The following is a 24,110-nucleotide window of genomic DNA, read 5'->3' on the forward strand; positions in this document are numbered from 1 at the left end:
GGAGGTGGAGAGTCCCCTTCTTGCGGTCCTCCTGCTGGTGGGCCTGGCAATCGGATGTGCGGTGGGGTCGGCGTACGCCCGGGCGCGACGCGGGTGGGCCGATTACCAGACGGTCAAGAAGACGGTGCCCACGGCTCGCCGTGGCGCCTGGTTGCTGATCCGTGGCGTCGCCGTGAAGGCGGCGGTGATCGGGCTGCTGCTCTTCGGTGCCGTGGCGTACGCCGCCGTCGGCTCCGACGACGAGACAGCCGGCCCGGCGCCCAGCCCGTCGTCGACGGAGAGTGAACCCGCGCACCGCTGACCTTTGGCGGCGCGTCGGGGGTTAGCCTCGGGACGTGGACGATGGGCTGCGGGTGACCGATCGGTGGGTCGTCCCCGCCGGGGAGCTGCGGGAGCGCTTCTCCCGTTCGTCCGGGCCGGGTGGGCAGGGTGTGAACACCGCCGACTCCCGGGTGGAGCTCAGCTACGACGTGGCCAACTCCCCGTCCGTGCCCGACTGGATCCGGTCCCGCGTGCTGGACCGCCTCGCCAACCGGCTGGTCGACGGCGTGCTGACGATCGCGGCAAGCGAGCACCGGGCGCAGCTCGCCAACCGGGAGGCGGCCCGCGACCGGATGGTGGCGCTGCTGCGGGAGGCCGCCGCGCCCCCGCCGCCGCCCCGCCGGGCGACCCGCCCGTCCCGGGGCGCCAAGGAGCGCCGGCTGGCCGAGAAGAAGCGGCAGTCCCAGCGCAAACGCGACCGCCGCGTCGACGGCGAGTAGGTCGAATCGTCTTCTGCGACGGGGTGACAGGCGTCCCATGAGTGACAGAATCTGGAATCTGTCATCAGGAGGTTGTACGCTGAGTACGTCACCCAGGCGAGAGGAACGACCCATGGACACCCGCACCCTCGGCACGACAGGCCCCACCGTCTCCGCCCTCGGGCTCGGCCTGATGGGCATGTCCGACCTCTACGGCGCCGCCGACGAGGCCGAGAGCATCGCCACCATCCACGCCGCCCTGGACGCCGGCATCACCCTGCTGGACACCGGCGACTTCTACGGCATGGGCCACAACGAGATGCTGCTGCGCGACGCGCTTCGTGGCCGCAACCGGGACAACGCCGTGATCAGCGTGAAGTTCGGCGCTCTGCGCGACGTCGACGGCGGCTGGAACGGCAGCGACCTCCGACCCGTCGCGATCAAGAACTTCCTGGCGTACACCCTGCGCCGGCTCGGCACCGACCACGTCGACATCTACCGTCCCGCCCGGCTCTCCCCGGACGTCCCCGTCGAGGAGGTGGTGGGCACCCTGGCCGAGCTGGTCAAGGCCGGCCACGTCCGGCACATCGGCCTGTCCGAGGTGAGCGCGCAGACGCTGCGCCGGGCCCACGCCGTGCACCCGATCAGCGACCTCCAGATCGAGTACTCGCTGATCTCCCGCGACCCGGAGGCCGAGATCCTGCCGACCGCCCGCGAGCTGGGCGTCGGGGTCACCGCGTACGGAGTGCTGTCCCGCGGGCTGATCAGCGGTCACTGGACGGCCGGCCGGCAGACCACAGGCACCGACTTCCGCAGCCACCTGCCCAGGTTCGCCGGCGCGAACCTGGACCGCAACCTCGCCCTGGTCGACGCGCTGCGCGTCATCGCCGAGGCGCGCGGCGTCTCAGTGGCGCAGATCGCCATCGCCTGGGTGCTCACCCGGGGCGAGAACATCGTGCCGCTGATCGGCGCCCGCCGCCGGGAGCGGCTCACCGAGGCGCTTGGCGCCGCGACGGTCACCCTCACCGACGCGGACCTGGCCGCCATCGAAGCCGCCGTCCCCGCCGGCGCGGCGGCCGGCAGCAGGTACGACGAGGCGCAGATGGCGTTCCTGGACAGCGAGCGCGCATGACCGCCCGGCCGTGGCGCGACCGCCGGTTGGGGGCCGCGCCACGGCCGGCCACGCCGTCAGGGAGGCTGGACCGATGAGCGACGCCACCGCCCTGACCGCCGACCGCATCCTCGACACCGCCGAGGAGGTGCTGCGCCGGTACGGGCCGGCCAAGGCCACCGTCCTGGACGTGGCCCGTGCGCTGAGCGTCAGCCACGGCAGTGTCTACCGGCACTTCGCCAGTAAGGCGGCGCTGCGTGAGGCGGTCGCCGAACGCTGGCTGGCCCGTGTCTCCACCCCGCTGATCGAGGTGGCCACCAGCCCGGAACCGGCCCCGCAGCGGCTGCGCCGGTGGCTGGCCGAGCTGAGCGGCACCAAACGCCGCATGGCCCGGGAGGATCCGGAGCTGTTCGACAACTTCCACCAGCTCGCCACGCTCTCCGAGGGCGCCGTCGCGAACCACCTGGAGGTGCTCGCCGGTCAGCTCGCCGTCATCGTCGCGGACGGGGTGGCGGCCGGCGACTTCAGCGTGCCCGACGCGGCAGTGGCCGGGCGGGCGCTGCTCCAGGCCACAGCCCGTTTCCACCACCCGTCCCACCGGGCCGAGTGGAGCGAACCGGGCCTCGACGACGACCTGGAGGCCGTTGTCGCGCTGCTCCTCAACGGGCTGCGTGCCCGCCCGACCGGCTGAGCGACGCCCTCCCGGTCAGGCCGGTACGGCGGCGAGCAGCCGGTCGCGCAGCACCGCCGCCCGCTCGGCGAACCCGCGCTGCGCCACCGCGTACTCCGCGCGACCCTCAGGGGTCTCCACAGGCACCGGTGGACAACCGAGCGCCGCCAGGTCGTACGGGCTGGCCCGCATGTCCAGCGTACGGATGTCGCGGGCCAGCTCGAAGCAGTCCGCGACCAGCTCGGACGGCACCAGCGGCGACATCTTGTACGCCCACTTGTACAGATCCATGTTGGCGTGCAGACAGCCCGGCTGCTCGTGCGCGTGCTGCGTCTCCCGGGTCGGGGTGAGGACGTTCAACGGCCGGGCCGGCGGGGTGAAGAAGCGGTACGCGTCGAAGTGGCTGCACCGCACACCCCGCTCCTCGACAACGGCGGCCGTCCGCTCCGGGGTCAGCCGCAACGGCCACGCGTTGTGCCGCAGCTCCTCGTGGGTCTGCCGGTAGACCATCGCCCACTCGTGCATTCCGAAGCAGCCGAAGTGCGGCGCCCGCCCGGCGGTGGCGGTCAGGAGCGAGCGGATCCAGGCGATCGACTCGCCGCGCCGCGCGCGTACCCAGTCGGTGTCGAGGGTGACCCCGGCGGCGGTGGCGCGGTAGCCCTTGCCGAACCCGGCCGGGTCGGCGCCCCGCAGCTCGACCCCCGCGCCGGGGTGCCAGCGACGCAGCTGGGCCGGGCGGTGCGAGTAGTAGGTGAACAGGAAGTCGGCCACCGGATGCCGCTCACCCCGCCGGCGCCGGGCCAGGTGCGGGGTGAGCCACACGTCGACCCGCTCCTCGTGGGCCTGGCGGCGGGCCTGCCAGGCCGCCACGTCGAGCACGGCGGGGGCGAGGGCGGCGGTCACGGACCCCAGGGTACGACCGCCGCCCGCCCGCCGGTCAGGGCATGTCCACCCGGACGCCAGCGGAGAACACTCCGCTGCGCAGCTCCAGCTGCCGGGGCGGCTCCCGCCCGTCAACGGTGAAGACCAGCGGCAGCACCACCCTGCTGCCGGCGGCCACCGGAGCGGCGAAGACGTCCCGACCCAGATTCGCCGACCGGGTGGCCGACTCGTCGGTGCTGACCCAGCGCCCGCCCGGCAGGTACGCCCGTTGCAGCTGGCCGTGCCAGGGCTGCTGGTCGCCGGTGAGGTTGCGCACCCCCACCGTGGCCTGGCAGCGCCGCCCGGAGGCCGGAGCCGCGCCGCCGCCGTCGGTCGACCCGGCGGTGCCGGGCGATCCGCAGGTCATCCGGTACACGGTGAACTCGAACGCCGACTCCCGCAGCGGCACGCCCATCGGCCCGGAGACGCCCGTGCCCCGCCACGCGCCGCTTGTCGGCTGCTTCTGGGTGTCGATCGCCGCCACCCGTCGGGTCGCCGTCCAGCCCGCCGTGCCGACCACACCTGCCAGCACGGCCACCGCCGCACCGACAATCAACCACACCGGAGGGGTACGCCGCCGCCTCGGCGCGCTCGGGGCGGCCGGGCGCGGGTAGATCGTTCCGCGTCCGCCGTCGGGTCCGGCGCCGCTGGCCAGCGCGGCGGCGGTCACCCTGCGCCGCCCGCGCCGCCGACGCCACAGCCAGACCCCGCCGGCGACGAGCAGCAGCAGGACGGCCAGCCCGGCGAGCAGCACCGGGTACCGCCGCCAGGCCGGGGCCTCGGTGACCTCGGCCGGCGTCGCCGCGCCCTGCCAGGTGGCGGTGGCGCAGTCGTACGGGCGGCTGCCGTCGCTGGTGAACGCGCACGCCGGTGCGGTGAGCGCCTGACCGGGCGCGGTGGCGGTAAGCGCGGTGCCCAGGGTCGTGGTGCTGTGCGCGGGCAGCCGCAAACGCCAGGTCACCTCGGTCGTGGAACCCCCCACACCTGTGGATCGACCGCCCGCGGTGATCGCGGTGGCCGACGCGCCGGGCGGCAGCCCCTGACGGACCGTGGTCTCGATGGGCGCGTTGCCCACGTTGCGGACCTGGATCCGGTAGCGCGGCGCCGGACTGCTCTCCGGGGCCACCGCCACGGTGACCGGCTGCGGAAGCCTCGCCGCCGGTGTCGGCGACGGTGGGGCCACCGCCGGCGGCGCCGAGGGCGGGGTGGGCTCCGCGCTCGCCCGTGCGGCCACCGTCGTCGGTGGCCGGGGCGCGGCTGCCGCCTCCTCCGGTGCCGCCGCCGGCAGGGCCGGAACGGCGGCGAGGATGCCGAGGCAGTGCACGAACACTGCGAGGGCTCTGTGGTGTCGTGTCGATGCAGGCATACGAACGAACCTCCGGAGCCGACGCTAGGGGCCTGTCGCCTCCGTGCGGGTACGAAGTGCGGAAGTCCGCCCCCGCCACCAGCGCCTCGGGTAGGGTGCCGCGCGCTGACAGCTTGCGCACACCGACCGGCCCGTACTGGCCGGTGGACGGGTCCGCGGGGCTAGATTGGCCGGGTGCGTATCGCTCGTTTCGCTCATGCCAAGGGAATGTCGTTCGGGGCCGTCGAAGGCGAGCCGGAGGCCGGGCCGCAGGGCCTGACCATCGCCGAGATCGAGGGCCACCCGTTCGGCAAACTCTCCTTCAGCGGGGCCCGGTGGGCCCTCTCCGACGTCCGACTGCTCTCGCCGATCCTGCCCAGCAAGGTGGTCTGCGTGGGTCGCAACTACGCCGACCACGCCGCCGAACTCGGCAACGACGTGCCCAAGGAGCCGTTGCTCTTCCTCAAGCCGTCCACCTCGGTGATCGGCCCCCGGGACGCCATCAGGCTGCCGATCTTCTCCAAGCAGGTCGAGCACGAGGCCGAGTTGGCTGTGGTGATCGGTGCTCCTGGCGCTCGCCGGGCCGACCGGGCCGCTGCCGAACGCGCCATCTTCGGCTACACCTGCGCCAACGACGTGACCGCCCGGGACCTCCAGCGCTCGGACGGGCAGTGGACCCGGGCCAAGGGCTTCGACTCGTTCTGCCCGATCGGCCCGTGGATCACCACCGGCCTGGACGTCTCCGACCTGGAGATCCGGTGTGAGGTGGGCCGCAATCCGGACGAGATGGAGGTACGCCAGCTCGGCCGGACGAAGGACATGGTCTTCGACGTACCGGGGCTGGTGTCGTACATCTCGCACGTGATGACGCTGCTGCCCGGCGACGTGGTGCTCACCGGCACGCCGGCGGGGGTTAGCCCTCTCGTTGAGGGGGATACCGTCACCGTGCGGATCGAGGGCATCGGCGAGCTCAGCAACCCGGTGGTCCCTGTCGCCTGATCCGCTAGTTGCCCCTGTTTCCGCAGCTCACGGGCGGTTCGGGGGGATCGGATTTGGCCTGCCGGCACTGGGGGGGTAAAGTTCACTCCCGGCGCCGCAAGGGGCCAATGGGGTATGGGGTAATTGGCAGCCCGACTGATTCTGGTTCAGTTAGTCTAGGTTCGAGTCCTGGTACCCCAGCGCAGTCGGAATTCGCGAGAATTCCGGACGCTGGATTCTGACGGAGTTCCGCTCCGCCCCCGAGGGGGCGGAGCGTGGCCTCTGGTAGAGTGCAGCTCCTCCGCCCGCGAGGGTGGGGGAGCGAGAAGTGGTTCTGGCCCCGTCGTCTAGCGGCCCAGGACGCCGCCCTCTCAAGGCGGTAGCGCCGGTTCGAATCCGGTCGGGGCTACATCGTGCACAGCCCGTCTCACCTGGTGAGGCGGGCTGTTTCGTGTCCGCCGCAGGTCAGCCGGGCGGCCCCCACCCCGTGCTCGCCCCCGGCGGTGGTCCCGCTAGACTACTGCCGCACCGCCCGCGAGGGCGGTGAACGGAAGAAGTTCTGGCCCCGTCGTCTAGCGGCCCAGGACGCCGCCCTCTCAAGGCGGTAGCGCCGGTTCGAATCCGGTCGGGGCTACAGCAAAAGGGCTCGTCTCGCGAAGCGAGACGAGCCCTTTTCCCGTTCCTGCCCCACCACCACCCACCTCTAGGCGGCGATCATGAGGTTAGCGATGTGACACGCCGGGGCGGGTCCACGGCAACCTCATGATCACCGGCGCCCGGGCGCCGGGCGGAGGCTGGCGTCGGCGTGCCGTCAGAGGCCGGAGAGGCGTTGGCCGGCTCGGACCACCGCCATGGCGTGGCGTTCGCCGGGGCGACGGCCGAGGCGCTCGATGGGGCCGGAGATGCTCACCGAAGCGATCACCCTCCCGGTGCGGTCGCGGATCGGGGCGGAGACGCTCGCCACACCGGCCTCCCGTTCCGCGACGCTCTGGGCCCAGCCGCGGCGGCGCACCTCGGCCAGGGTGCGGCCGGTGAACTTGCTGCGCGGCAGCAGAGGCATGACCGCCTCCGGGGGCTCCCAGGCGAGCAGGATCTGGGCCGCCGAGCCGGCGGTCATCGGCAGCACCGAGCCGACCGGGACGGTGTCCCGCAGGCCACTGGCCCGCTCCGCGGCGGCCACGCAGATCCGCTCGTCCGCGCGGCGCAGATACAGCTGGGCGCTCTCCCCGGTGGCGTCGCGCAGCGCGGCCAGCAGCGGCTCGGCGGCGGTCAGCAGGACGTCCGGGGCGGCGTTGGCCAACTCGCCGAGCCGGGGGCCGGGGCGCCAGCGGCCCTGGGTGTCCCGGACCAGCATCCGGTGGATCTCCAGTGCCTGCGCCAGCCGGTGCGCGGTGGCCCGGGGCAGCTTCGTACGGTCAACGAGTTCGGCAAGGCTGGCGCCGTCGACGCAGGCGGCCAGGATGACCACCGCCTTGTCGAGAACGCCGACACCGCTCATACTGTGTCCCACAAGCCGAAACTTACCTCCCAGAATTTAGGATGTCCAGATGGTGGGAGTCACTCCTGAGCCGAGGACCCTGGCCGAGAAGGTCTGGGACGCGCACGTCGTACGGTCCGCCGCTGGTGAGCCGGACCTGCTCTTCATCGACCTGCACCTGCTGCACGAGGTGACCAGCCCGCAGGCGTTCGACGGGCTCCGGCTCGCCGGGCGCCGGGTGCGCCGTACCGACCTGACGCTCGCGACCGAGGACCACAACACCCCGACCGGGTACGCCGATCCGGCGTTCCGGTCCCGCCGTGGTGACCTGCTCACCATCGCGGACCCCACGTCGCGGACGCAGATCGAGACGCTGCGCCGCAACTGCGCCGAGTTCGGCGTGCGACTGCACCCCCTCGGCGACGACAACCAGGGCATCGTGCACGTCATCGGCCCGCAGCTCGGGCTCACCCAGCCGGGCATGACGATCGTCTGCGGCGACTCGCACACCGCCACCCACGGCGCGTTCGGCGCGCTCGCCTTTGGCATCGGCACCAGCGAGGTGGAGCACGTGCTGGCCACCCAGACGCTGCCGCAGAGCCGGCCGAAGACGATGGCCGTCAACGTCACAGGCCACCTCGCTCCCGGCGTCACCGCCAAGGATCTGGTGCTCGCGCTGATCGCGCAGGTCGGCACCGGTGGCGGTCGTGGGCACATCGTCGAGTACCGCGGCGAGGCGATCCGGGCCCTCTCCATGGAGGGGCGGATGACGATCGCCAACATGTCCATCGAGTGGGGCGCCAAGGCCGGCATGATCGCGCCGGACGAGACCACCTTCGCGTACCTCAAGGGTCGGCCGAACGCGCCGCAGGGCGCGGACTGGGACGCGGCGCTGGCCTGGTGGCGGACGCTGCCCACCGACGAGGGCGCGCGCTTCGACGCCGAGGTGACCCTGGACGCGAGCCGGGTCACGCCGTTCGTCACCTGGGGCACCAACCCCGGGCAGGGCTCGCCGCTGAGCGCGCCGGTGCCCGACCCGGAGGAGTTCACCACCGACTCGGAGCGCACCGCGGCCCGCCGGGCCCTGGAGTACATGGACCTGCGCCCCGGCACCCCGCTGCGGGAGTTGCCGATCGACGTGGTCTTCGTGGGCTCCTGCACCAACGGCCGCCTGGAGGACCTGCGGGCCGCCGCCGACGTGCTGCGCGGCCACCGGGTCGCCGACGGGGTCCGGATGCTCGTGGTGCCCGGCTCGGCCGCAGTCCGTGAGGCCGCCGAGGCCGAGGGGCTGGACAAGGTCTTCGCCGACGCCGGGGCCGAGTGGCGGTTCGCCGGCTGCTCGATGTGCCTGGGCATGAACCCCGACACGCTCAAGCCCGGCGAGCGCTCCGCGTCCACCTCCAACCGCAACTTCGAGGGCCGGCAGGGCCGGGGCGGGCGTACGCACCTGGTCTCCCCGCCGGTCGCCGCCGCCACCGCAGTGGTCGGTCGGCTGGCCGCCCCCGCCGACCTGTAGAAGGGACTTGAGATGGACAAGTTCACCACCCACACCGGTACGGCAGTGCCGCTGCGGCGATCCAACGTGGACACCGACCAGATCATCCCGGCCGTGTACCTCAAGCGGGTGACGCGGACCGGTTTCGCTGACGGGCTGTTCAGCGCGTGGCGGGAAGATCCCGCATTCGTGCTCAACGATGAATCCTATTCCGGGGCGTCGATCCTCATCGCCGGGCCGGAGTTCGGCACCGGATCTTCTCGGGAGCACGCCGTCTGGGCGCTGCGGGACTGGGGCTTCCGCGCGGTCGTGGCCCCCCGCTTCGGCGACATCTTCCGGGGCAACGCCCTCAAGGAGGGGCTGTTGCCGGTCGAGTTGGAATTGAAAGCCGTCGAAGAATTGTGGGACCTTGTCGAGGCCGACCCGACCACCCAGGTGACCGTCGACCTGACCGCCCGCCAGCTCCGCGCGGCTGACGCGAACTGGTCGTTCCCGCTTGACGACTTCAGCCGCTGGCGCCTGCTGGAGGGTCTGGACGACATTGGACTCACCCTCCGCAACGCGGCCGACATCGACTCGTACGAGGCGCGTCGACTGCCGTTCCTGCCCTCTGTGGCATAGCCGTACGTCCTCCCGCACAGCCGATTTCGCCCCCACCGGTCCAACCGGTGGGGGTGAATCCGTTACGACACAAGGGCTTTTTTCCACCGAATGTTTGTGTCCCGGCAGCACAGGGCATACCGTGCGCGCAGAATGGCTCGCGTCGAGTCAGTTGCACAATCGGGAGGAAGTCGTGAACAAGGCCGAGCTCATCGAGGCGCTCGCCGTTCGCCTGGGGGACCGGAAGATGGCGACGGCCGCGCTCGACGCGGTCCTCACCGAGGTCCAGGCGGCGGTCACCAAGGGCGAGAAGGTGGCGATCACCGGATTCGGAGCATTCGAAAAGCGTGTGCGTGGCGCGCGAACAGCGCGCAACCCGCGTACCGGCGAGGCGGTGAAGGTCAAGAAGACCTCCGTGCCGACCTTCCGCCCCGGCGCCGGGTTCAAGGAGATGGTGGCCAGCGGCAAGGTGCCGAAGGCCACGGCAGCGGTGAAGAAGACCGCCGCCGCGACGACGGCGAAGACCGCCGGCGCCAAGGCGACGGGCACCAAGGCCACCGCCGCCAAGGCGGCCAGCAAGAAGACCGCCCCGGCCAAGGCGAGCAAGACCGCGACGGCGACCAAGACGGCCGCCAGCAAGAAGACCGCCCCGGCGAAGGCGAGCAAGACCACCACGGCGACCAAGACGGCCGCCAGCAAGAAGACCACGGCGGCGAAGAAGACCACCGCGGCCACCAAGTCCGGCGCGGCGAAGAAGACCACCGCGTCGGCCAGCAAGAGCACGGCGGCCAAGAAGGCGCCCGCGAAGAAGGCTCCGGCCAAGAAGGCGGCCAGCAAGCGCTGACCGACCCTGCCGCGAGGGCGTCCACCCGTGTGGTGGGCGCCCTTTCGGCGTACGGTCCGCCGTTGACCGGACCGGCGGGTGCGCGCAGAATCGCCGTGCCGGCCCCCTCCGCCGGCCTGCCGACGGGAAGTGGGGCGCCGGTGCGCTACCGCCAATTCGCCACCGCGTCGCTCGCGCTCGGCGTTCTCCTGCTCATCGACGTGCTGCGGGTGTGGCTGCCCGGCATCATCACCATCTTCGGCCAGGCCGCGTCCACCCCTGCCGAACTGATGGGCGCCTTCGCCCTCGGCTGGTTCGTCCTGGCGCTGGCCGTGCCGGCCGTCGTCCGCCGCCTGGGCTCCCGCCCGGTCACCGTCGCCGCAGCCGTCGCGCTTGCCGGCGCCCGCCTCGCGCTCACCGCGACCCCCGGCGGGCGTACGCAGCTCTGGGTGGCCACCGTCGGCCTGCTCGCCGGGCTGGTGTGGCTGGTAGGCGTCGCCGCCGGCACGGACCGGCCGGTGCCGGGTCTGGCGCTGGGCCTGGCCGTCAACGCGGCCGTCCACGCGCTGCTCGACACCTACGACCTCGTCTGGCGCGGCGACTGGGTGGCGTGGCTGCTCAGCGCCGTGGCGGTGACGCTGTTCCTGCTCGGCACGACGCGGCCCACCCCGCCGGCGGGCCCCCGAGGGGCGCGGGCCTGGCTGTTGGCCGGGCCGGCGCTGCTGCTGGCCGGAATGGTGGCTCTCGCGCCGGCGCTCACCCAGACCGGGATGTCGTACCTGGCCGGTGGGGACGGGGTGGCCCGTTCTCCGTTGTTCGGGATGGCCCCGGTGCCGGTCGCGGTCGCCGTGTTCCTCCTCGCGGCGCTGACCGCGCCATCCCGCCGGTGGGGTCGGCTGCTCGGCCCGGTGGCGTTGCTGGCCGGCGCGGTGCTCTTCGCCCTCGACCGGGGCGACCTGCTGCTCGTGGCGGTCGGTCTCGCGGCCGGCGGTCTCGGCGCCTGCCTGGCCCTGACCGACGACGCCGGTCGGGACGACACCAGCGCCGACGCCGACGACGCGCGGTCGGCGGCCCGCCGGGGGTACGCGGCCGCCGCCGGGATGCTCGTCTTCGTCCTCGGGGCGGTCGGCTACTACTCCGCCTACGACCTCGGCTACCCCAACGCGGCGGTGCCTGTGGTGGTCGCCGGACTGGTCGCCGTGGTGGCGTTCGCCGCCCACCCCAGCACGCCCCGGGTCGCGGGGCCGTTCCCGGCGCTGCGGACCACGACGGTGGTCACCGCGGTCGCCCTGCTGGCCCCCGTGCTCGCCGACGAACTGCCGGTGGCCAGCAACCGGGACGGCCCGCCGCAGCGGCTGACAGTTGTGGCGTACAACATCCGGATGGGCTTCGGGCTGGACGGCCGGTTCGACCTGGCCGGCCTCGCCGGCGCCATCGAGCGGCAGCGGCCCGACGTCGTACTGCTCAGCGAGGTGGACCGGGCGTGGCTGCTCAACGGCGGCCACGACACCCTGGACCTGCTGTCCGACCGGCTCGGCATGCCGTACGTCTTCGGACCGGCCGCCGACCCCGTCTGGGGTGACGCGGTGCTCAGCAGGTGGCCGGTGACCGACCCGCGGACCCTGCCACTGCCGGCCGTCGGCGCACCCACCGGGGCGCAGGCCCTCGCCGTCACCCTGGACCTCGGCGACGGTGTGCGTACCGCCGTGGTCAGCACCCACCTGCAGCCGCCGCCGGATGAAGGGCCTGTGGTCCAGGCCCGCGCGGTGGCCGACTTCGCCACCGGGTACGCGGCCGGCCGTCCCCTGGTGGTGGCGGGTGACCTGAACACCGAGCCGGGCGACGAGGCGTTCGGGCAGTTCACGGCCGCCGGCCTGGTGGACGCGTTGAGCGGTGCCCGACCGCTTGCCACCAGCCCCGCCGACGACCCGCGGCAACAGATCGACCACGTCTTCGTCTCGCCCGGCCTGACCGCCTCCGCACCTGTCGCGCCGCGCGGCACGGCCAGCGACCACCTGCCGGTCGCGGTGACCCTCGACCTACCGGCCCGCTGACCGGCGCTACAGGCGGTCGGTGGCGAGCAGCCCGTCGGTGGTGAACGCGAGCAGCCACCCGCCGCCCTTGGGCGTGGTGAAGTCCTCGTCGGCGCGGCCGGACAACCGCTCCAACGCCCCCGGCAGCACCTTGCCCTGGCTGCACACCGCCACCTGCCCGCCGGCCTGGGCCAGCTCCAGCAACCGGGCGGCGGTGGCGAGGACCTGTTCGTCGCCCTGCTGGCCCGGCTGGGGCTCGTCCAGGTCGCCGCAGATCTCGATGGGCAGGTCGAGCAGCGAGGCGGCCGGGTCGAGGGTCTGCACGCAGCGGCGCGGCGACGCGGACACCAGCCGGCCCGGCCGGACCAGGACGATCAGGTCGGCCAGGGCGGACGCCTGGGCCCAGCCCTCCGCGTCCAGGGGACGAGCCGTGTCCGGGCCGGTCCAGGTGGCGCGCTTTCCGGCGTGCGCGTGGCGGACCAACGCGACGGTCGCGGTCACCTGCGGCAGCGCGGCGAACGCGCCAAGCACCTCGGCGTCGTGGGGATAGCTGACCAGCCGGATCGCCTCGTCCACGGCGAGCCACCGGATGTCGTCCACCTCGGTGCCCGGCTGGAAACCGCCGTTGGCGACCGCGAGCATGGACCAGTAGTCGACAAGCTTCGCCTGGCCCTCACTGCGGTAACGCACCGACGGCAGCCGCACCTGCGGTACGCCCCGCACATCGGCCTCCTCGGCCACCTCGCGGACCGCAGCGACCATCGGGTGCTCACCCGGCTCCAGCTTGCCCTTGGGCAGTGTCCAGTCGCCGTAGCGGGGGCGGTGCACCACGCAGACCCGTACGCCGTCGTCCGACGGGCGCCAGGCCACCCCACCGGCCGCCCGGATGCCCGTCACGGCAGCCAACGGGTCCGCCGCCGCCGGGTCGCCCGGTGCCACGCGGCCGGGAACCGGGCCCGCATCAGGCGTACCGACTCCCGTTCCCGTTCGGCCAGCCGGCCGGCGGTGACCGCCACCTCGTGGTCTGCCGGCCGCTCGGCGGCCAGTTCCAGCCAGGTGTCCGCCGCCACGGCCGCGTCCTGGTGCTCGCCGAGCACGTCCTGCACGCCCGCCAGCGCGCGGGACAGCCGTCGTGCGGCCCTGTCGACAGCCGGGGCCACCGCGTTCACCGCGTACCGGGTCTGCTTGCCCTGCTTGCGGACGGCGTGCCAGCGCTCGTCCGGCGACGACGGGTCGAGCCCGTCGACGCCGTCCGGGCCGGTCAGCCGCCGCCACGGCCGGGCCACCAGTTTGGGCAGCGCCCGCGCCGCCGGGGTGGCCGCCCGGCGGGTGAGCCGGGGCGCCCGTGCGGCAAGCACAAGCGCGTCGACGAGGGCCAGGTAACGGGGGGAGCGCAGCGCCTCGTCGATCGCGGCGTGCGCCACCCGCTGCCGTGCGGCGAGCGCCTCGTCCAGCCGGTCCACCGCACCGGCGTCGAGCGGGCTGAGTGGGTCGGCGTCCGCGGTGCCGCGCAACCGCTCGCGCAGCACCTCGGCGTCCCGGGCCGCGCCGAGCACCCCGGCCAGCCAGTGCAGCTCGTCGCGCAGCGGACGGGACCAGCTCTTGCGGACCAGCGGCTGGAAGGTGCGCAGGTCGCTGCGCAGCCGCCGGCAGGCCACCCGCATCTGGTGCACTGCGGTGTCACCTGTGGCGGCGGGGGCGCGCAGCCGCACCAGCGGATCGTGCGTCAGCAGGCGGCGTACCTCCTTGCGGACCGCCTCGGTGACCACGTCGCCGGCGCTCGGGTCGTCCGGCAGCCCGGCCGGCGCGACCAGGTCCGGGTCGGCCTGCGCCGCCGGGCCCAGGGCGCGTACGTGCTTCGGGGTGAACGAACCGCCCCGCGCGCCGGCCTCGCGCAGCACCGAACCGGCCCGCTCCAGCAGCTCCCGGTCGCCGGACTTGAGTTCCACCTCCAGTTCGCGGAACGCGCCGGTGGCGGTGCCCGAGGCGTCCAGCACCCGCACCCGGTCGTCCACCACCTCGACGAGCACCGTGCCTGCCTCGTCGCACACCTCGTGGGCGTGCCGGACGGTGCGGACCACTGTCACCGGGGCCAGCGGTGCGCCCCGGTGCAGGGCGGTGACCAGCTCCACCAGCTCCGGCGGTGGTTGCCCCTTCGGGCCGGGGCGGGAGATCTCGTGCCGGACACCGGGGCTGCCGGTGGGCAGCTTCACCGTCCAGGGCAGCTCGTCGCCCTTGCGGTGTCGCAACGACGCGCCGGCCCGGGCCAGCCGCAGGTCGACCGTGTCGAGGTAGCGGGCCACGAGCGTCACCGGCGGCAGCGCCCGTACCCGGCCGCCGGCCGGGGCCACGGCGGACAGGTCCGGCAGCACGTAGGTGTCGTCCACCTCGTACTTCTGCTCCTCCTCCACCATCAGCTCAGCCTATGCCGCGATCGGTCAGCCGGCCGTGCCACCGACGCGGCGCAGCAACAGTTCCTGCAGATGCGTACCGGCCGTCTCGTCGCCGCCGGCACGCCTGGTCCAGGTGCCGTCGCCGGCCAGCTCGAACGCGTCCACGTCCGGGCCCATCGCGGCGGTCAGCACGTGGTCCAGCTCGGCCCGCGCCACCGGGTCGCTCACCTGCACCAGCGCCTCCACCCGGCGGTCCAGGTTGCGGTGCATGAGGTCCGCCGAGCCCATCCAGAACTCGGCCTCGCCGTTGTTGCCGAACCGGAACACCCGCGAGTGCTCCAGGAACCGGCCCAGGATCGAGCGGACCCGGATGTTCTCCGACAGCCCCGGCACCCCCGGGCGCAGCGTGCACATGCCCCGGATCAGCAGGTCCACGTGCACGCCGGCCTGGGAGGCCCGGTACAGCGCGTCGGTCACGCCCTCGTCGACAAGCGAATTCACCTTGAACTGGACCAGCCCCGGCATGCCGAGGCGGACGTGCGCGATCTCCCGCTCGATGCGCTCGATGAGGCCGCTGCGGATGCCCTGCGGGGCCACCAGCAACCGCCGGTACGCGGTCTGCCGGCTGTACCCGGTCAGCACGTTGAACAGGTCGGTGAGATCGGCGCCGATCTCCGGGTCGGCGGTGAGCATGCCGAAGTCCTCGTACAGCCGGGCGGTCTTCGGGTGGTAGTTGCCGGTGCCGATGTGGCAGTAGCGGCGGATCTGGTTGCCCTCCTGCCGGACCACGAGCGCGGTCTTGCAGTGCGTCTTGAGGCCCACCAGGCCGTACACCACGTGGCAGCCGGCGCGTTCCAGCGTGCGCGCCCAGCCGATGTTCGCCACCTCGTCGAAGCGGGCCTTCACCTCCACGAGCACCACCACCTGCTTGCCGGCGGCGGCCGCGTCGACGAGCGCGTCGACGATCGGCGAGTCACCGCTGGTGCGGTAGAGGGTCTGCTTGATGGCCAGCACGTTCGGGTCGGCGGCGGCCTGCTCGATGAAGCGCTGCACGCTCGTGGCGAACGAGTGGTACGGGTGGTGCACCAGGATGTCCCCGTCGCGCAGGGTGGAGAAGACGCTGCGCGGCACCTCGCCCTCGGTGAGCCGGGGATGGGTGGCCGGCACGAACGGCGGGTCCTTCAGATCGGGGCGGTCGGCCTCGCCGTACACCTGCCAGAGGGCGGAGAGGTCCAGCAGGCCGGGCACCCGCAGCACGTCCTGGTCGTCCATGTCCAGCTCGCGCACGAGCAGCTCCAACATGTGGTCGGAGATCGACGCGGCGACCTCCAGGCGCACCGGTGGGCCGAACCGCCGCCGGGCCAGCTCCCGCTCCAGGGCCTGGAGCAGGTCCTCGTCACGGTCCTCGTCGACCTCCACCTCGGCGTTGCGGGTGACCCGGAACAGGTGGCACTCGACGACCTGCATGCCGCTGAACAGCTGCCCCAGGTGCACCGAGATCAGGTCCTCGACCGGCAGCATCCGGACGCCCGGCTGGTCCCGGTCCACGCGGACGAAACGGGGGACGTTGTTGGGCACCTTCACCCGGGCGAACAGCTCCGAGCCGCCGTCCGGGTCCCGTACCGCCACCGCCAGGTTCAGCGACCGCCCGGAGATGTACGGGAACGGGTGGGCCGGGTCGACAGCCAGGGGGGTCAGCACCGGGAAGATGTGCTCGCGGAAGTAGGTCCGCAGCCGCTCCCGCTCGGGGTCGCCCAGTTCGCCCCAGCGCAGGATGCGGATGCCCTCGTCGGCGAGCTTGGGCAGTACGTCGTCGACGAAGCAGGCGGCGTGCCGGGCCACCAGTTCGGCGGTCCGCTCGGCGATCAGCTCGAGTTGGGTCCGCAGCGGCAGCCGGTCCCCGCCGCGTACCGGCAGGCCGGCGGAGAGCCGCCGTTTCAAGCCGGCGATCCGCACCATGTAGAACTCGTCGAGGTTGCTGGCGAAGATGGCCAGGAACTTCGCCCGTTCCAGCAGGGGGGTGCGCTGGTCCTCGGCGAGGGTGAGCACGCGCGCGTTGAAGTCGAGCCAGGAGAGTTCCCGGTTGAGGAACCGGTCCTCGGGCAGCGACGGGACGGCCGGCGCCTCGTCGTCCCCGTCGACGACGCTCGGCGCGGCGGGCTGGACGACTCCACCGGCGGCCGGACCGTCGGTCTCGGTGGGGCCGACGGCGGGGTCGAGGACCTCGTCCAGTCCGGAGGAGGCGGCTCCTGGGTCGTCGCCGAGGGTGTCGGCGCGGGCGGCGCCGGCCCGTTCGGCGCGGGACGGACGGAAACGGCCGTCAGCGCCACGGATGCGGGCGCCGTTGAGAGGTTCGGTGGCTGACGGGGTGGCCGGGTGCTCGCGAGGGGTGCTCACCCGCTCATAATCACCCGATTCGGGTTAACGCAAAATGAACTTGGGCTCGCCGGCTCAGATCATGGTCGGCAATGTCACCCGGACGACCTCGCCGTCGGGATCGGTGTCGATGCGCACCCGCTGGCCGAGCCGGAGCAGCCGCAGCCCGGAGGCGTCGAACGCCCGCGCGGGGAAGCGCAGCTCGGTGCCGTCGTCGAGCAGCAGGACGCCGCTGCGCGTCGCCGCGTCGTAGCTGGCCACCGTGCCTTGCATGCTGGCACCGTACACCTGTGGGTCAGCTCGCGGAGGCGGCCGGGCAGCCGGAGTCGAGCAGCGCGGCCGTGCCCGGTCCGAGCCCGAGTCGCGCGGCGGCCGCCAGGTCCGCCGCGGTGTCCACGTCGCGGCGCAGGCTGGGCCAGTCCCCGGTCAGCGGCAGCGCGCCGCTCGCCGCGTGCGCCGCCGCCGAGCCCACCCCGAAGCGTGGGTCCAGCGCAACGCCGGGCGGGGCGGCCAGCAGCACGGTGCCGTCGCCTGGCGCGTCCGGCACGAACCGGCGTACCCCGTCTGGAGCGGCCTGAGCCGCGAGCAGCGCGGCGGCCAGCTCGGCCGGGCGCAGCGCCGGCAGGTCGGCGGTGAGCCCGGCCACCCAGCCGGCGGGCCCGGCCGTCGCGCCGTGCCGGAACGCGGCGTTCAGCCCGGCGTCCGGCTCGTCGGGCATCACCCGGGCGCCGGCCGCCCGGGCCACCGCCGCCACCCGGGCGTCGTCGGTGACCACCCGGGCCTCGGCGACCGCCGGGCAGGCCAGCACCGCGCGGAGCGTGTCGGCCGCCAGCGCCAGTGCCAGCTCCTCATGCGGTACGCCGGGCAGTGCGCCCCGCAGCCGGCTCTTGGCGGCGGTCAGACGCTTCACCGGCACCACCACTGCCCACCTCGGCTGACTCACGTCCGCAATCCTGCCAGCAGGACGGAGGGACCCTCGCTGGCCGTACCGGGGGCGAGCAGGCATGATTTCCGCTGCGGGTGTCGTGGACGCGGTCCGCGGCGGGGCGGGCGCGACGAGGAGGCACAGTGGCACGGCGGAGGCTGGGGTTCTGGCAACGGTTCGCCGTGGTGCTGGTGAAGCCGGTGATGCTCGTCTGGACCCGGCGTACCTGGCGTGGCCAGGAGCACCTCGGCCGGGACGGCGGCGTGATCATCGTGGCGAACCACATCTCGCACGCCGACCCGCTGGTCTCCGCGCACTTCATCTACGAATCCGGACGCTGGCCGCAGTACCTGGGCAAGGCAAGCGTGTTCCGGGTGCCGGTGATCGGCTGGATCCTGCACCGCTGCCTGCAGATCCCCGTCGAGCGCGGCAGCGTGGACGCGGTCCGCTCACTGGACAAGCTGGTCGCCGCGCTCGACGAGGGTGGCGCTGTGGTGATCTACCCCGAGGGCACCACCACGCGGCAGCCGGACCTGTGGCCGATGAAGGCCAAGACCGGGGCGGCCCGGCTGGCGCTGGCCACCGGCGCGCCAGTGGTGCCGCTGGTGATGTGGGGGCCGGAGCGGATCTTCGACCCGCGGACGGCCCGGTTGAACCCCCGACCCCGCATCCCGGTGACCGTGGTCGCCGGGGAACCGGTCGACCTGAGCCGGTGGGCGGACGCCCCGCCGACCCGGGCGACCCTGGAGGAGATGACGGACGCCATCATGCTGCGTTTGCGGGACATGCTCGCCGAGATCCGTGGCGGCACCCCGCCGCCGCTGTGGGAACGGCCGGTCCGACCGTCCGCCCAGCACCAGCAGGGTGAAGCCGCGTGAGCGGCCACGTCGCGGTGCTCGGCGCCGGCTCCTGGGGCACCGCGTTCGCCAAGATCCTCGCCGACGCCGGGCGGGACGTGACCGTGTGGGCCCGCCGCGCGCCGGTGGCCGAGAGCATCCGCACCGAGCGCCGCAACCAGGAGTACCTGCCGGACCTGCTGCTGCCACCCCGGGTCACCGGCACCGCCGACGCCGCCGAGGCGATCACCGGCGCCGAGCTGGTGGTCCTGGCCGTACCCTCGCAGACCCTGCGCGGCAACCTCGCCGAGTGGGCCGGGTACCTGCACCCCGACTCGACCCTGGTGTCGCTGATGAAGGGCATCGAACTCGGCACCACGAAGCGGATGAGCGAGGTCATCGTGGAGACCGCCGGCGTGGCCGCCGACCGGGTGGTGGTCGTGTCCGGCCCGAACCTGGCCCCGGAGATCGCCGCCGAGCAGCCGGCCGCCACTGTCGTCGCCGGGACGAGCAGCCACCGCACGGTGCTCGTGCAGTCGTCGATCCGGACGCCCTACCTGCGCCCCTACACGAACGACGACGTGATCGGCTGCGAGCTGGGCGGTGCCGTCAAGAACGTGATCGCCCTGTCGTACGGCATCGCCACCGCGATGGGCTTCGGCGACAACACCAGGGCCATGCTGATGACCCGGGGGCTCGCCGAGACGGCCCGCCTGGGCGTGGCGCTGGGCGCCGACCCGATCACCTTCGCCGGCCTGGCCGGCATGGGCGACCTCGTCGCCTCCTGCTCGTCCCCGCTCGCCCGGAACCGCACCTTCGGCGAGCACCTGGGTCGGGGGGAGACGCTCGAGCAGGCCCAGGCCGCAACCCGGCAGACCGCCGAGGGCGTGAAGAGCTGCCTGGCGATCCGTGACCTGGCCCGGGCGCATGGTGTGGAGATGCCGATCACCGAGCAGGTCGAGCGGATCTGCCACGAGGGGATGGACCCCCGGCTGGCCGTGGACACGCTGATGAGCCGGACCGCCAAACCCGAGTCGTACGAATGAGGATCCGATGACTGATCTGGGAGACGGCACCCGCTGCGTACGCGCCGGACTGCCCGAGCCGGCGCCGGGGGACCCGTTCCTGCCGGGGCCGGTCCTCGCCGCGCCGTACCACCTCGACCCGTGGCAGGGCCCCGCCGCCTCGCCGAACGGCTACGGCCGCCCCGACAACCCGACCCGACGCCTCCTGGAGGCGGCCGTGGGCGAGCTGGAGGGTGGCGAGTGCCGGGTCTTCGCCAGCGGTCAGGCGGCCATCACCGGCGTGCTGCTCGCCCTGCTGCGCCCGGGTGACACGGTGCTGCTGCCCAGCGACGGCTACTTCCCGGTCCGGTCGTTCGCCACCGACGTGCTGGGGACGATGGGCGTCCGGGTGGTCTTCGTACCGACCGCCGGGCCGTACCCGTCCCTCGACGGCGTCCGGCTGGTGCTTGTGGAGACCCCCGCCAACCCGGGTCTGGACGTGGTCGACGTGGCGGTCCTGGCCGAGCAGGCGCACGCCGCCGGCGCGCTGCTCGCCGTGGACAACACCACTGCCACCCCGCTCGGGCAGCGCCCACTGGACCTCGGCGCCGACCTGGTGGTCGCCTCCGGCACCAAGGCGCTCACCGGGCACTCCGACCTGCTGCTCGGGTATCTGGCCAGCCGGAACACCGAGCTGGTCGAGGCGGTGACGCTCTGGCGTACCACCACCGGGTCGGTGCCCGGCGCGTTCGACGCCTGGCTGGCGCACCGGTCGCTGGCCACCCTCGACCTGCGGCTGGCCCGGCAGAGCGCCAACGCGGCCGCGGTCGCCGACCTGCTCGCCGCCCGGGCGGACGTGTCGGGTCTGCGCTGGCCGGGCCGACCCGACGACCCCGCGTACGCGGTGGCCTCGGCGCAGATGCGCCGGATGCCCGGGGTGCTCTCGTTCGACCTGGGCGACGCCGACCGCGTGAGCCGGTTCGTCGAGGCCGCCCGGCTGGTGGCGGCTGCCACCTCCTTCGGCGGCCTGCACACGACCGCGGACCGACGGGCGCAGTGGGGTGACGACACGTCGCCGGGCTTCGTCCGGCTCTCCTGCGGCGTGGAGGACACGCCGGACCTGGTGGCCGACATCGCCGCCGCGCTGGACGCCGCAGGAGAGGCCTGAGTGGAGTCCGTCCCCGTCGACAGGTCCGCCCTCGTGGACCGGCTGCGCGCCGCCGGGTGCGTCTACGCCGAGGACGAGGCGGACCTGCTGCTGGCCGCCGCCGACGATCCGGCGACGGTGGCGGCCCTGACCGAGCGTCGGGTGGCCGGCGAACCGCTGGAGTACCTGCTCGGCTGGGCGGAGTTCTGCGGCCTGCGGATCGCCGTCGACGCGGGTGTCTTCGTGCCGCGCGGCCGGACGGCTCTGCTGGTCGAGGCGGCGGCGGCGCTGACCGGCCCGACGCCGGCAGTCGTCGATCTGTGCTGCGGGTCCGGGGCCACCACCGTGGCGCTGGCGCACCGGCTCGCGCCGCGTTGGCTGGCCGCCACCGACATCGACCCGGCGGCCGTGGCGTGCGCCCGCCGCAACCTCGCCGGGTTGGCCGCCGAGGTGTTCGAGGGTGACCTGTTCGCGCCGCTGCCGCCGCACTGGCGGGGGCGACTCGACCTGGTGGTCGCCAACGCACCGTACGTCCCGACCGACGCGGTGGCGCTGATGCCGCCGGAGGCGCGGCTGCACGAGGCACCGGTGGCGCTCGACGGCGGCCCGGACGGGCTCTCGGTGCTGCGCCGGGTGGGCGCCGAGGCGGTCGGCTGGCTGGCCCCCGGCGGCCACCTGGTGGTCGAGGTAGGTGTCACCCAGGTGGACGTGCTCGGCGAGGCGTTCGCCGCCGCCGGGCTGCTGCCGAGCGTCCGCCACGACGACGACCTGGACGCCACGGCCCTGACCGCCCGCCGCCCCTGACCCCTCACCCGCGATCTTGCGGTTTCGGTTGTCGAAATGGGTGCGATACGCCTTGTGCCGCGACAGCAGGTGCACGATCGCGGGGACGGCGGGCGTGGCGGGGGAGAGGGCTTGGCACTAGCCTCGGCTCACACTCATGACGGCGGGAGGCGGTTTCGGTGGGCAGCGCAGGGGTGCCTGTGGTCGTCGGGTTGGACAACGGCGGCACCAGCAACAACGCCACAGTGCTGACGGTGGACGGCCGGTTCCTGGTGGACGGCCTGCTGGAGATCCCCAGCGAGGTGCGGGCCGGGCCGGAGGCGGCGATCGAGGCGTTGGCCCGGGCACTGGACGGCGCGTTGGCGCACACCGGGGTGCCGCGCGAGCTGGTCCGGGCTGTCGGGCTGGACACGCCCGGCCCGGCCAGCGCCGCAGGCGTCATCTCCTCGCGGGGCTCGACCAACTTCTCCCAGCCGGCCTGGCGGGGCTTCGACGTGCGGGGCGCGCTGGAGCGGCGGCTCGGCCTGCCGGTGATCTACCACAACGACGGCAACGCGGCGGCGCTCTACGCCCACCACGTGTTCTTCGGCGCCGAGGCGATGAACCGATCGTCGGTCGCCGCGATCGTCGGCACCGGTCTGGGCGGCGGGGTGGTCGAGAGCGGGCGGGTGATCGCCGGCGCGGCCGGGATGGCCGGGGAACTGGGTCACGTGCACATCCCGCTGAACGGGCTGCTCGGTCCCGGCCAGTCGGACCCCACCTGCGCCTGCGGCTTCACCGGCGACGTGGAGAGCGTCGCCTCGTTGACGGGCATCGAGCGCAACCTGCTGCCGTACTGGCTGACCCGCCACCCCGACCACCCGCTGGCCGCCGAACCGGTGGCTCGGGCGGCGAAGCTGGTCCGTGGGTACGGCGAGCGGGGCGACGTGCTGGCCCGGGAGCTGTTCACCCAGCAGGCGATGGCGTTGGGCAGGCTGTTCACCGTGGCGGCCAACTTCACCGACCCGCACGCGTACTTCGTGGGTGGCGGGGTGGTGGAGGCGGCGCCGGAGTTCCGCGACTGGTTCCTGGGGACGGTCCGCGAGCACACCGTGCTCCGGGAGGAGCAGGCGGCCGTGGCGACCTTCGCCCTGGTGCCGGAGCGGGACATGGCAGGTGCCCGAGGAGTGGCGATCGCCGCCCTGGAGGCGCTGCGTACCGTGCCGGAGTCCCGTCCGCTGGTGGCCTGAACCCGGCGCGCCGTGCGCCCCGACGGATCGGCGAGCGACCCGCCGGGGCCTGGCCGGCACGCCGGTGAGCGACCTGCAGGGACCTGGCCGGCCGCGTCGACGGCCGGTCAGCTACGGGGTGGAGCCTGGGTGAAGGCGGCCCAGGCGGCCGGCGGGAACAGCAGGGCCGGACCGGCCGGGTCCTTGGAGTCGCGGACGGCCACCAGCCGCGGGATCGCGGCCACCTCCACGCAGGCGCCCTGGTCGCCGCTGCGGCTGCTCTTGCGCCACGCCGCCACGGCCAACGCCGCGGTGATCGTCGGTGTCATCGGTCCTACCGTCCCTTCAGGACTTCCAGGAGCATCGCCCGGCTGTCCGCCGGGCTGAGCGCCACGCTGCGCAGATGCTCCATGATCTTGGTGCAGGTACGCGTCTCGCCAGCCCGGTCGAGGATCATCTGCCCGGCGACGGTTTCCACCGAGGCGATGATCGGGTCCTCCGGGTCGGCGAACTCCAGGATGTGCAGGGAACCCCGGGTGCCGCGGTGGTAGCCGGCGGAGAGCGGGATCACCTGGACGGTGATGTTGGGCAGCTCGGCCATCTTGACGAGGTGGCGGAGCTGACCGTCCATCACCGACTGGTCGCCGACCGGCCGGAGCAGCGCGCCCTCGTCGATGACCGCGTCGAGGATCGGCGGGTCGTCGCCGGTGAGGCGCTGCTGACGGTCGAGGCGGACCTTGACCCGTTGCTCGACGAGGTCGTCGCCGAGGGTGTGGGGACCACCGCGCATCACGCCGCGGATGTAGTCGGCGGTCTGCAGCAGGCCGGGCACCACCGAGGGTTCGAAGTTGGCGATGGCAGTCGCCTCGGCCTCCAGCGCGATGAAGTCGATGGTGCGGGGGTCCAGCAGGTACGAGTAGGACACCCACCAGCCCGGTTTGCGGGCGTCCTTGGCGAGCTGCACCGCCGAGGCGACCTCCTCGGCGCTCACCCCGTACGAGGTCAGCAGGGCGCGCACGGTGGCAGGCGTGATCAGTGTCTGGGCGTTCTCGTACCGGGACAGGGTGCTGCGGGTGCTGTTGATCTCATCCGCTGCGGTCTCCAGCGTCAGGCCGGCGGCTTCCCGGTGGTGGCGCAGGGCGATGCCGAGTCGGCGGGCGCGGGCGGTCTTCGGGGCCATGCATCGATGGTCGCACACATTTGCGGGAACGTCTGCATGAGAGAACGTCGATGAGAGTTGCATTC

General features: G+C 73.4%; 24 protein-coding genes and 3 tRNA genes. 17 read left to right on the forward strand and 10 right to left on the reverse strand.

Translation table 11 applies throughout. The features are described from left to right. Positions 1-4: 4 nt before the first annotated feature. The 4 genes from ACFY1S_RS04020 (at position 5) to ACFY1S_RS04035 (ending at position 2,542) form a co-directional block, all read left to right on the forward strand. Positions 5-301: a hypothetical protein gene (locus tag ACFY1S_RS04020; protein ID WP_387112676.1), complete on the forward strand. Its 297-nt coding sequence runs from the start codon at positions 5-7 to the stop codon at positions 299-301. A gap of 34 nt (positions 302-335) precedes the next feature. Further along, a complete protein-coding gene (gene arfB, locus ACFY1S_RS04025; RefSeq protein ID WP_364366994.1) occupies positions 336-761 on the forward strand; it encodes an alternative ribosome rescue aminoacyl-tRNA hydrolase ArfB in 426 nt (141 codons plus the stop codon). 112 nt (positions 762-873) lie between these two features. Next, a complete protein-coding gene (locus tag ACFY1S_RS04030; protein ID WP_387112678.1) occupies positions 874-1,872 on the forward strand; it encodes an aldo/keto reductase in 999 nt (332 codons plus the stop codon). A 73-nt stretch (positions 1,873-1,945) separates the two neighbouring features. Beyond that, entirely contained in the window at positions 1,946-2,542 is a 597-nt protein-coding gene (locus ACFY1S_RS04035) for a TetR family transcriptional regulator (protein ID WP_387112680.1), read from the forward strand. A gap of 15 nt (positions 2,543-2,557) precedes the next feature. Here the strand turns inward: ACFY1S_RS04035 and ACFY1S_RS04040 are convergent, their stop codons facing one another. Next, on the reverse strand, positions 2,558-3,424 hold the full coding sequence (locus ACFY1S_RS04040) for a 3-methyladenine DNA glycosylase (protein ID WP_387112682.1): 867 nt from the start codon (positions 3,422-3,424) through the stop codon (positions 2,558-2,560). A gap of 34 nt (positions 3,425-3,458) precedes the next feature. Further along, complete coding sequence (locus tag ACFY1S_RS04045) at positions 3,459-4,808, reverse strand: hypothetical protein (protein ID WP_387112684.1); 1,350 nt, start codon at positions 4,806-4,808, stop codon at positions 3,459-3,461. A 174-nt stretch (positions 4,809-4,982) separates the two neighbouring features. On the opposite strand from ACFY1S_RS04045, the gene ACFY1S_RS04050 reads away from it, so the two are divergent. The 4 genes from ACFY1S_RS04050 to ACFY1S_RS04065 all read left to right on the forward strand — a co-directional run bounded on the left by ACFY1S_RS04050 (position 4,983) and on the right by ACFY1S_RS04065 (position 6,399). After that, the gene (locus ACFY1S_RS04050; protein ID WP_139585571.1) at positions 4,983-5,786 is read left to right on the forward strand and encodes a fumarylacetoacetate hydrolase family protein; all 804 of its coding nucleotides are present in this window, start codon (positions 4,983-4,985) and stop codon (positions 5,784-5,786) included. A 108-nt stretch (positions 5,787-5,894) separates the two neighbouring features. Further along, positions 5,895-5,966, forward strand: a tRNA-Gln gene (locus ACFY1S_RS04055). 135 nt (positions 5,967-6,101) lie between these two features. After that, positions 6,102-6,174 (forward strand) — tRNA-Glu (locus tag ACFY1S_RS04060). A 152-nt stretch (positions 6,175-6,326) separates the two neighbouring features. After that, positions 6,327-6,399, forward strand: a tRNA-Glu gene (locus tag ACFY1S_RS04065). 177 nt (positions 6,400-6,576) lie between these two features. Here ACFY1S_RS04065 and ACFY1S_RS04070 read toward each other — a convergent pair. After that, the gene (locus tag ACFY1S_RS04070) at positions 6,577-7,263 is read right to left on the reverse strand and encodes an IclR family transcriptional regulator (protein WP_110562481.1); all 687 of its coding nucleotides are present in this window, start codon (positions 7,261-7,263) and stop codon (positions 6,577-6,579) included. A gap of 49 nt (positions 7,264-7,312) precedes the next feature. Between ACFY1S_RS04070 and leuC the strand changes: the two genes are divergently transcribed. The 4 genes from leuC (at position 7,313) to ACFY1S_RS04090 (ending at position 12,214) form a co-directional block, all read left to right on the forward strand. Further along, entirely contained in the window at positions 7,313-8,758 is a 1,446-nt protein-coding gene (leuC, locus tag ACFY1S_RS04075; RefSeq protein WP_387112687.1) for a 3-isopropylmalate dehydratase large subunit, read from the forward strand. A 12-nt stretch (positions 8,759-8,770) separates the two neighbouring features. Beyond that, positions 8,771-9,358, forward strand: coding sequence for a 3-isopropylmalate dehydratase small subunit (gene leuD, locus ACFY1S_RS04080; RefSeq protein WP_364366976.1), 588 nt, complete (start codon positions 8,771-8,773; stop codon positions 9,356-9,358). Positions 9,359-9,530: 172 nt separating this feature from the next. Beyond that, positions 9,531-10,181: an HU family DNA-binding protein gene (locus tag ACFY1S_RS04085; protein WP_387112689.1), complete on the forward strand. Its 651-nt coding sequence runs from the start codon at positions 9,531-9,533 to the stop codon at positions 10,179-10,181. Positions 10,182-10,321: 140 nt separating this feature from the next. Further along, positions 10,322-12,214, forward strand: a complete 1,893-nt coding sequence (locus ACFY1S_RS04090) for an endonuclease/exonuclease/phosphatase family protein (RefSeq protein WP_387112691.1) — start codon at positions 10,322-10,324, stop codon at positions 12,212-12,214. Between the two features lie 6 nt (positions 12,215-12,220). Here the strand turns inward: ACFY1S_RS04090 and ACFY1S_RS04095 are convergent, their stop codons facing one another. The 5 genes from ACFY1S_RS04095 to cofC are packed head-to-tail and all read right to left on the reverse strand — an operon-like array spanning position 12,221 to position 17,905. Further along, positions 12,221-13,099: an NUDIX domain-containing protein gene (locus ACFY1S_RS04095; RefSeq protein WP_387112693.1), complete on the reverse strand. Its 879-nt coding sequence runs from the start codon at positions 13,097-13,099 to the stop codon at positions 12,221-12,223. Then, positions 13,087-14,607, reverse strand: a complete 1,521-nt coding sequence (locus ACFY1S_RS04100) for a CHAD domain-containing protein (RefSeq protein ID WP_387112695.1) — start codon at positions 14,605-14,607, stop codon at positions 13,087-13,089. Before ACFY1S_RS04100 ends, ACFY1S_RS04095 begins: the two co-directional genes overlap by 13 nt. A 24-nt stretch (positions 14,608-14,631) precedes the next feature. Further along, positions 14,632-16,983, reverse strand: a complete 2,352-nt coding sequence (locus tag ACFY1S_RS04105) for an RNA degradosome polyphosphate kinase (protein ID WP_387112697.1) — start codon at positions 16,981-16,983, stop codon at positions 14,632-14,634. A 54-nt stretch (positions 16,984-17,037) separates the two neighbouring features. Next, on the reverse strand, positions 17,038-17,235 hold the full coding sequence (locus tag ACFY1S_RS04110; RefSeq protein ID WP_139585579.1) for a cold-shock protein: 198 nt from the start codon (positions 17,233-17,235) through the stop codon (positions 17,038-17,040). Positions 17,236-17,257: 22 nt separating this feature from the next. Next, positions 17,258-17,905, reverse strand: coding sequence for a 2-phospho-L-lactate guanylyltransferase (gene cofC / locus ACFY1S_RS04115; RefSeq protein ID WP_387112699.1), 648 nt, complete (start codon positions 17,903-17,905; stop codon positions 17,258-17,260). A 125-nt stretch (positions 17,906-18,030) separates the two neighbouring features. Between cofC and ACFY1S_RS04120 the strand changes: the two genes are divergently transcribed. From ACFY1S_RS04120 to ACFY1S_RS04140, 5 genes are all read left to right on the forward strand, one after another. Beyond that, on the forward strand, positions 18,031-18,765 hold the full coding sequence (locus ACFY1S_RS04120) for a lysophospholipid acyltransferase family protein (RefSeq protein ID WP_387112701.1): 735 nt from the start codon (positions 18,031-18,033) through the stop codon (positions 18,763-18,765). Next, positions 18,762-19,769, forward strand: a complete 1,008-nt coding sequence (locus tag ACFY1S_RS04125) for an NAD(P)H-dependent glycerol-3-phosphate dehydrogenase (RefSeq protein ID WP_387112703.1) — start codon at positions 18,762-18,764, stop codon at positions 19,767-19,769. Before ACFY1S_RS04120 ends, ACFY1S_RS04125 begins: the two co-directional genes overlap by 4 nt. A gap of 7 nt (positions 19,770-19,776) precedes the next feature. Further along, on the forward strand, positions 19,777-20,895 hold the full coding sequence (locus ACFY1S_RS04130; protein WP_387112705.1) for a cystathionine gamma-lyase: 1,119 nt from the start codon (positions 19,777-19,779) through the stop codon (positions 20,893-20,895). Further along, the gene (locus ACFY1S_RS04135; protein ID WP_387112707.1) at positions 20,896-21,678 is read left to right on the forward strand and encodes a putative protein N(5)-glutamine methyltransferase; all 783 of its coding nucleotides are present in this window, start codon (positions 20,896-20,898) and stop codon (positions 21,676-21,678) included. It abuts the gene before it with no gap. 158 nt (positions 21,679-21,836) lie between these two features. After that, complete coding sequence (locus tag ACFY1S_RS04140; protein WP_387112709.1) at positions 21,837-22,886, forward strand: ROK family protein; 1,050 nt, start codon at positions 21,837-21,839, stop codon at positions 22,884-22,886. A 107-nt stretch (positions 22,887-22,993) separates the two neighbouring features. Here the strand turns inward: ACFY1S_RS04140 and ACFY1S_RS04145 are convergent, their stop codons facing one another. Both ACFY1S_RS04145 and ACFY1S_RS04150 read right to left on the reverse strand, forming a co-directional pair. Continuing rightward, positions 22,994-23,194: a DUF397 domain-containing protein gene (locus ACFY1S_RS04145; RefSeq protein WP_354818686.1), complete on the reverse strand. Its 201-nt coding sequence runs from the start codon at positions 23,192-23,194 to the stop codon at positions 22,994-22,996. Positions 23,195-23,199: 5 nt separating this feature from the next. Further along, complete coding sequence (locus ACFY1S_RS04150) at positions 23,200-24,045, reverse strand: helix-turn-helix domain-containing protein (RefSeq protein ID WP_387112711.1); 846 nt, start codon at positions 24,043-24,045, stop codon at positions 23,200-23,202. Positions 24,046-24,110: the final 65 nt, after the last annotated feature.

It is taken from the genome of Micromonospora sp. NPDC000663, assembly GCF_042898105.1.
GTDB lineage: Bacteria > Actinomycetota > Actinomycetes > Mycobacteriales > Micromonosporaceae > Micromonospora.

Coding starts and splice junctions, on each gene's coding strand:
- ACFY1S_RS04030 (WP_387112678.1), top strand. CDS start 874: ATGGACACCCGCACCCTCGGCACGACAGGCCCCACCGTCTCCGCCCTC.
- ACFY1S_RS04035 (WP_387112680.1), top strand. CDS start 1,946: ATGAGCGACGCCACCGCCCTGACCGCCGACCGCATCCTCGACACCGCC.
- ACFY1S_RS04045 (WP_387112684.1), bottom strand. CDS start 4,808: ATGCCTGCATCGACACGACACCACAGAGCCCTCGCAGTGTTCGTGCAC.
- ACFY1S_RS04070 (WP_110562481.1), bottom strand. CDS start 7,263: ATGAGCGGTGTCGGCGTTCTCGACAAGGCGGTGGTCATCCTGGCCGCC.
- leuC (WP_387112687.1), top strand. CDS start 7,313: ATGGTGGGAGTCACTCCTGAGCCGAGGACCCTGGCCGAGAAGGTCTGG.
- leuD (WP_364366976.1), top strand. CDS start 8,771: ATGGACAAGTTCACCACCCACACCGGTACGGCAGTGCCGCTGCGGCGA.
- ACFY1S_RS04100 (WP_387112695.1), bottom strand. CDS start 14,607: ATGGTGGAGGAGGAGCAGAAGTACGAGGTGGACGACACCTACGTGCTG.
- ACFY1S_RS04110 (WP_139585579.1), bottom strand. CDS start 17,235: ATGCAAGGCACGGTGGCCAGCTACGACGCGGCGACGCGCAGCGGCGTC.
- ACFY1S_RS04130 (WP_387112705.1), top strand. CDS start 19,777: ATGACTGATCTGGGAGACGGCACCCGCTGCGTACGCGCCGGACTGCCC.
- ACFY1S_RS04145 (WP_354818686.1), bottom strand. CDS start 23,194: ATGACACCGACGATCACCGCGGCGTTGGCCGTGGCGGCGTGGCGCAAG.
- ACFY1S_RS04150 (WP_387112711.1), bottom strand. CDS start 24,045: ATGGCCCCGAAGACCGCCCGCGCCCGCCGACTCGGCATCGCCCTGCGC.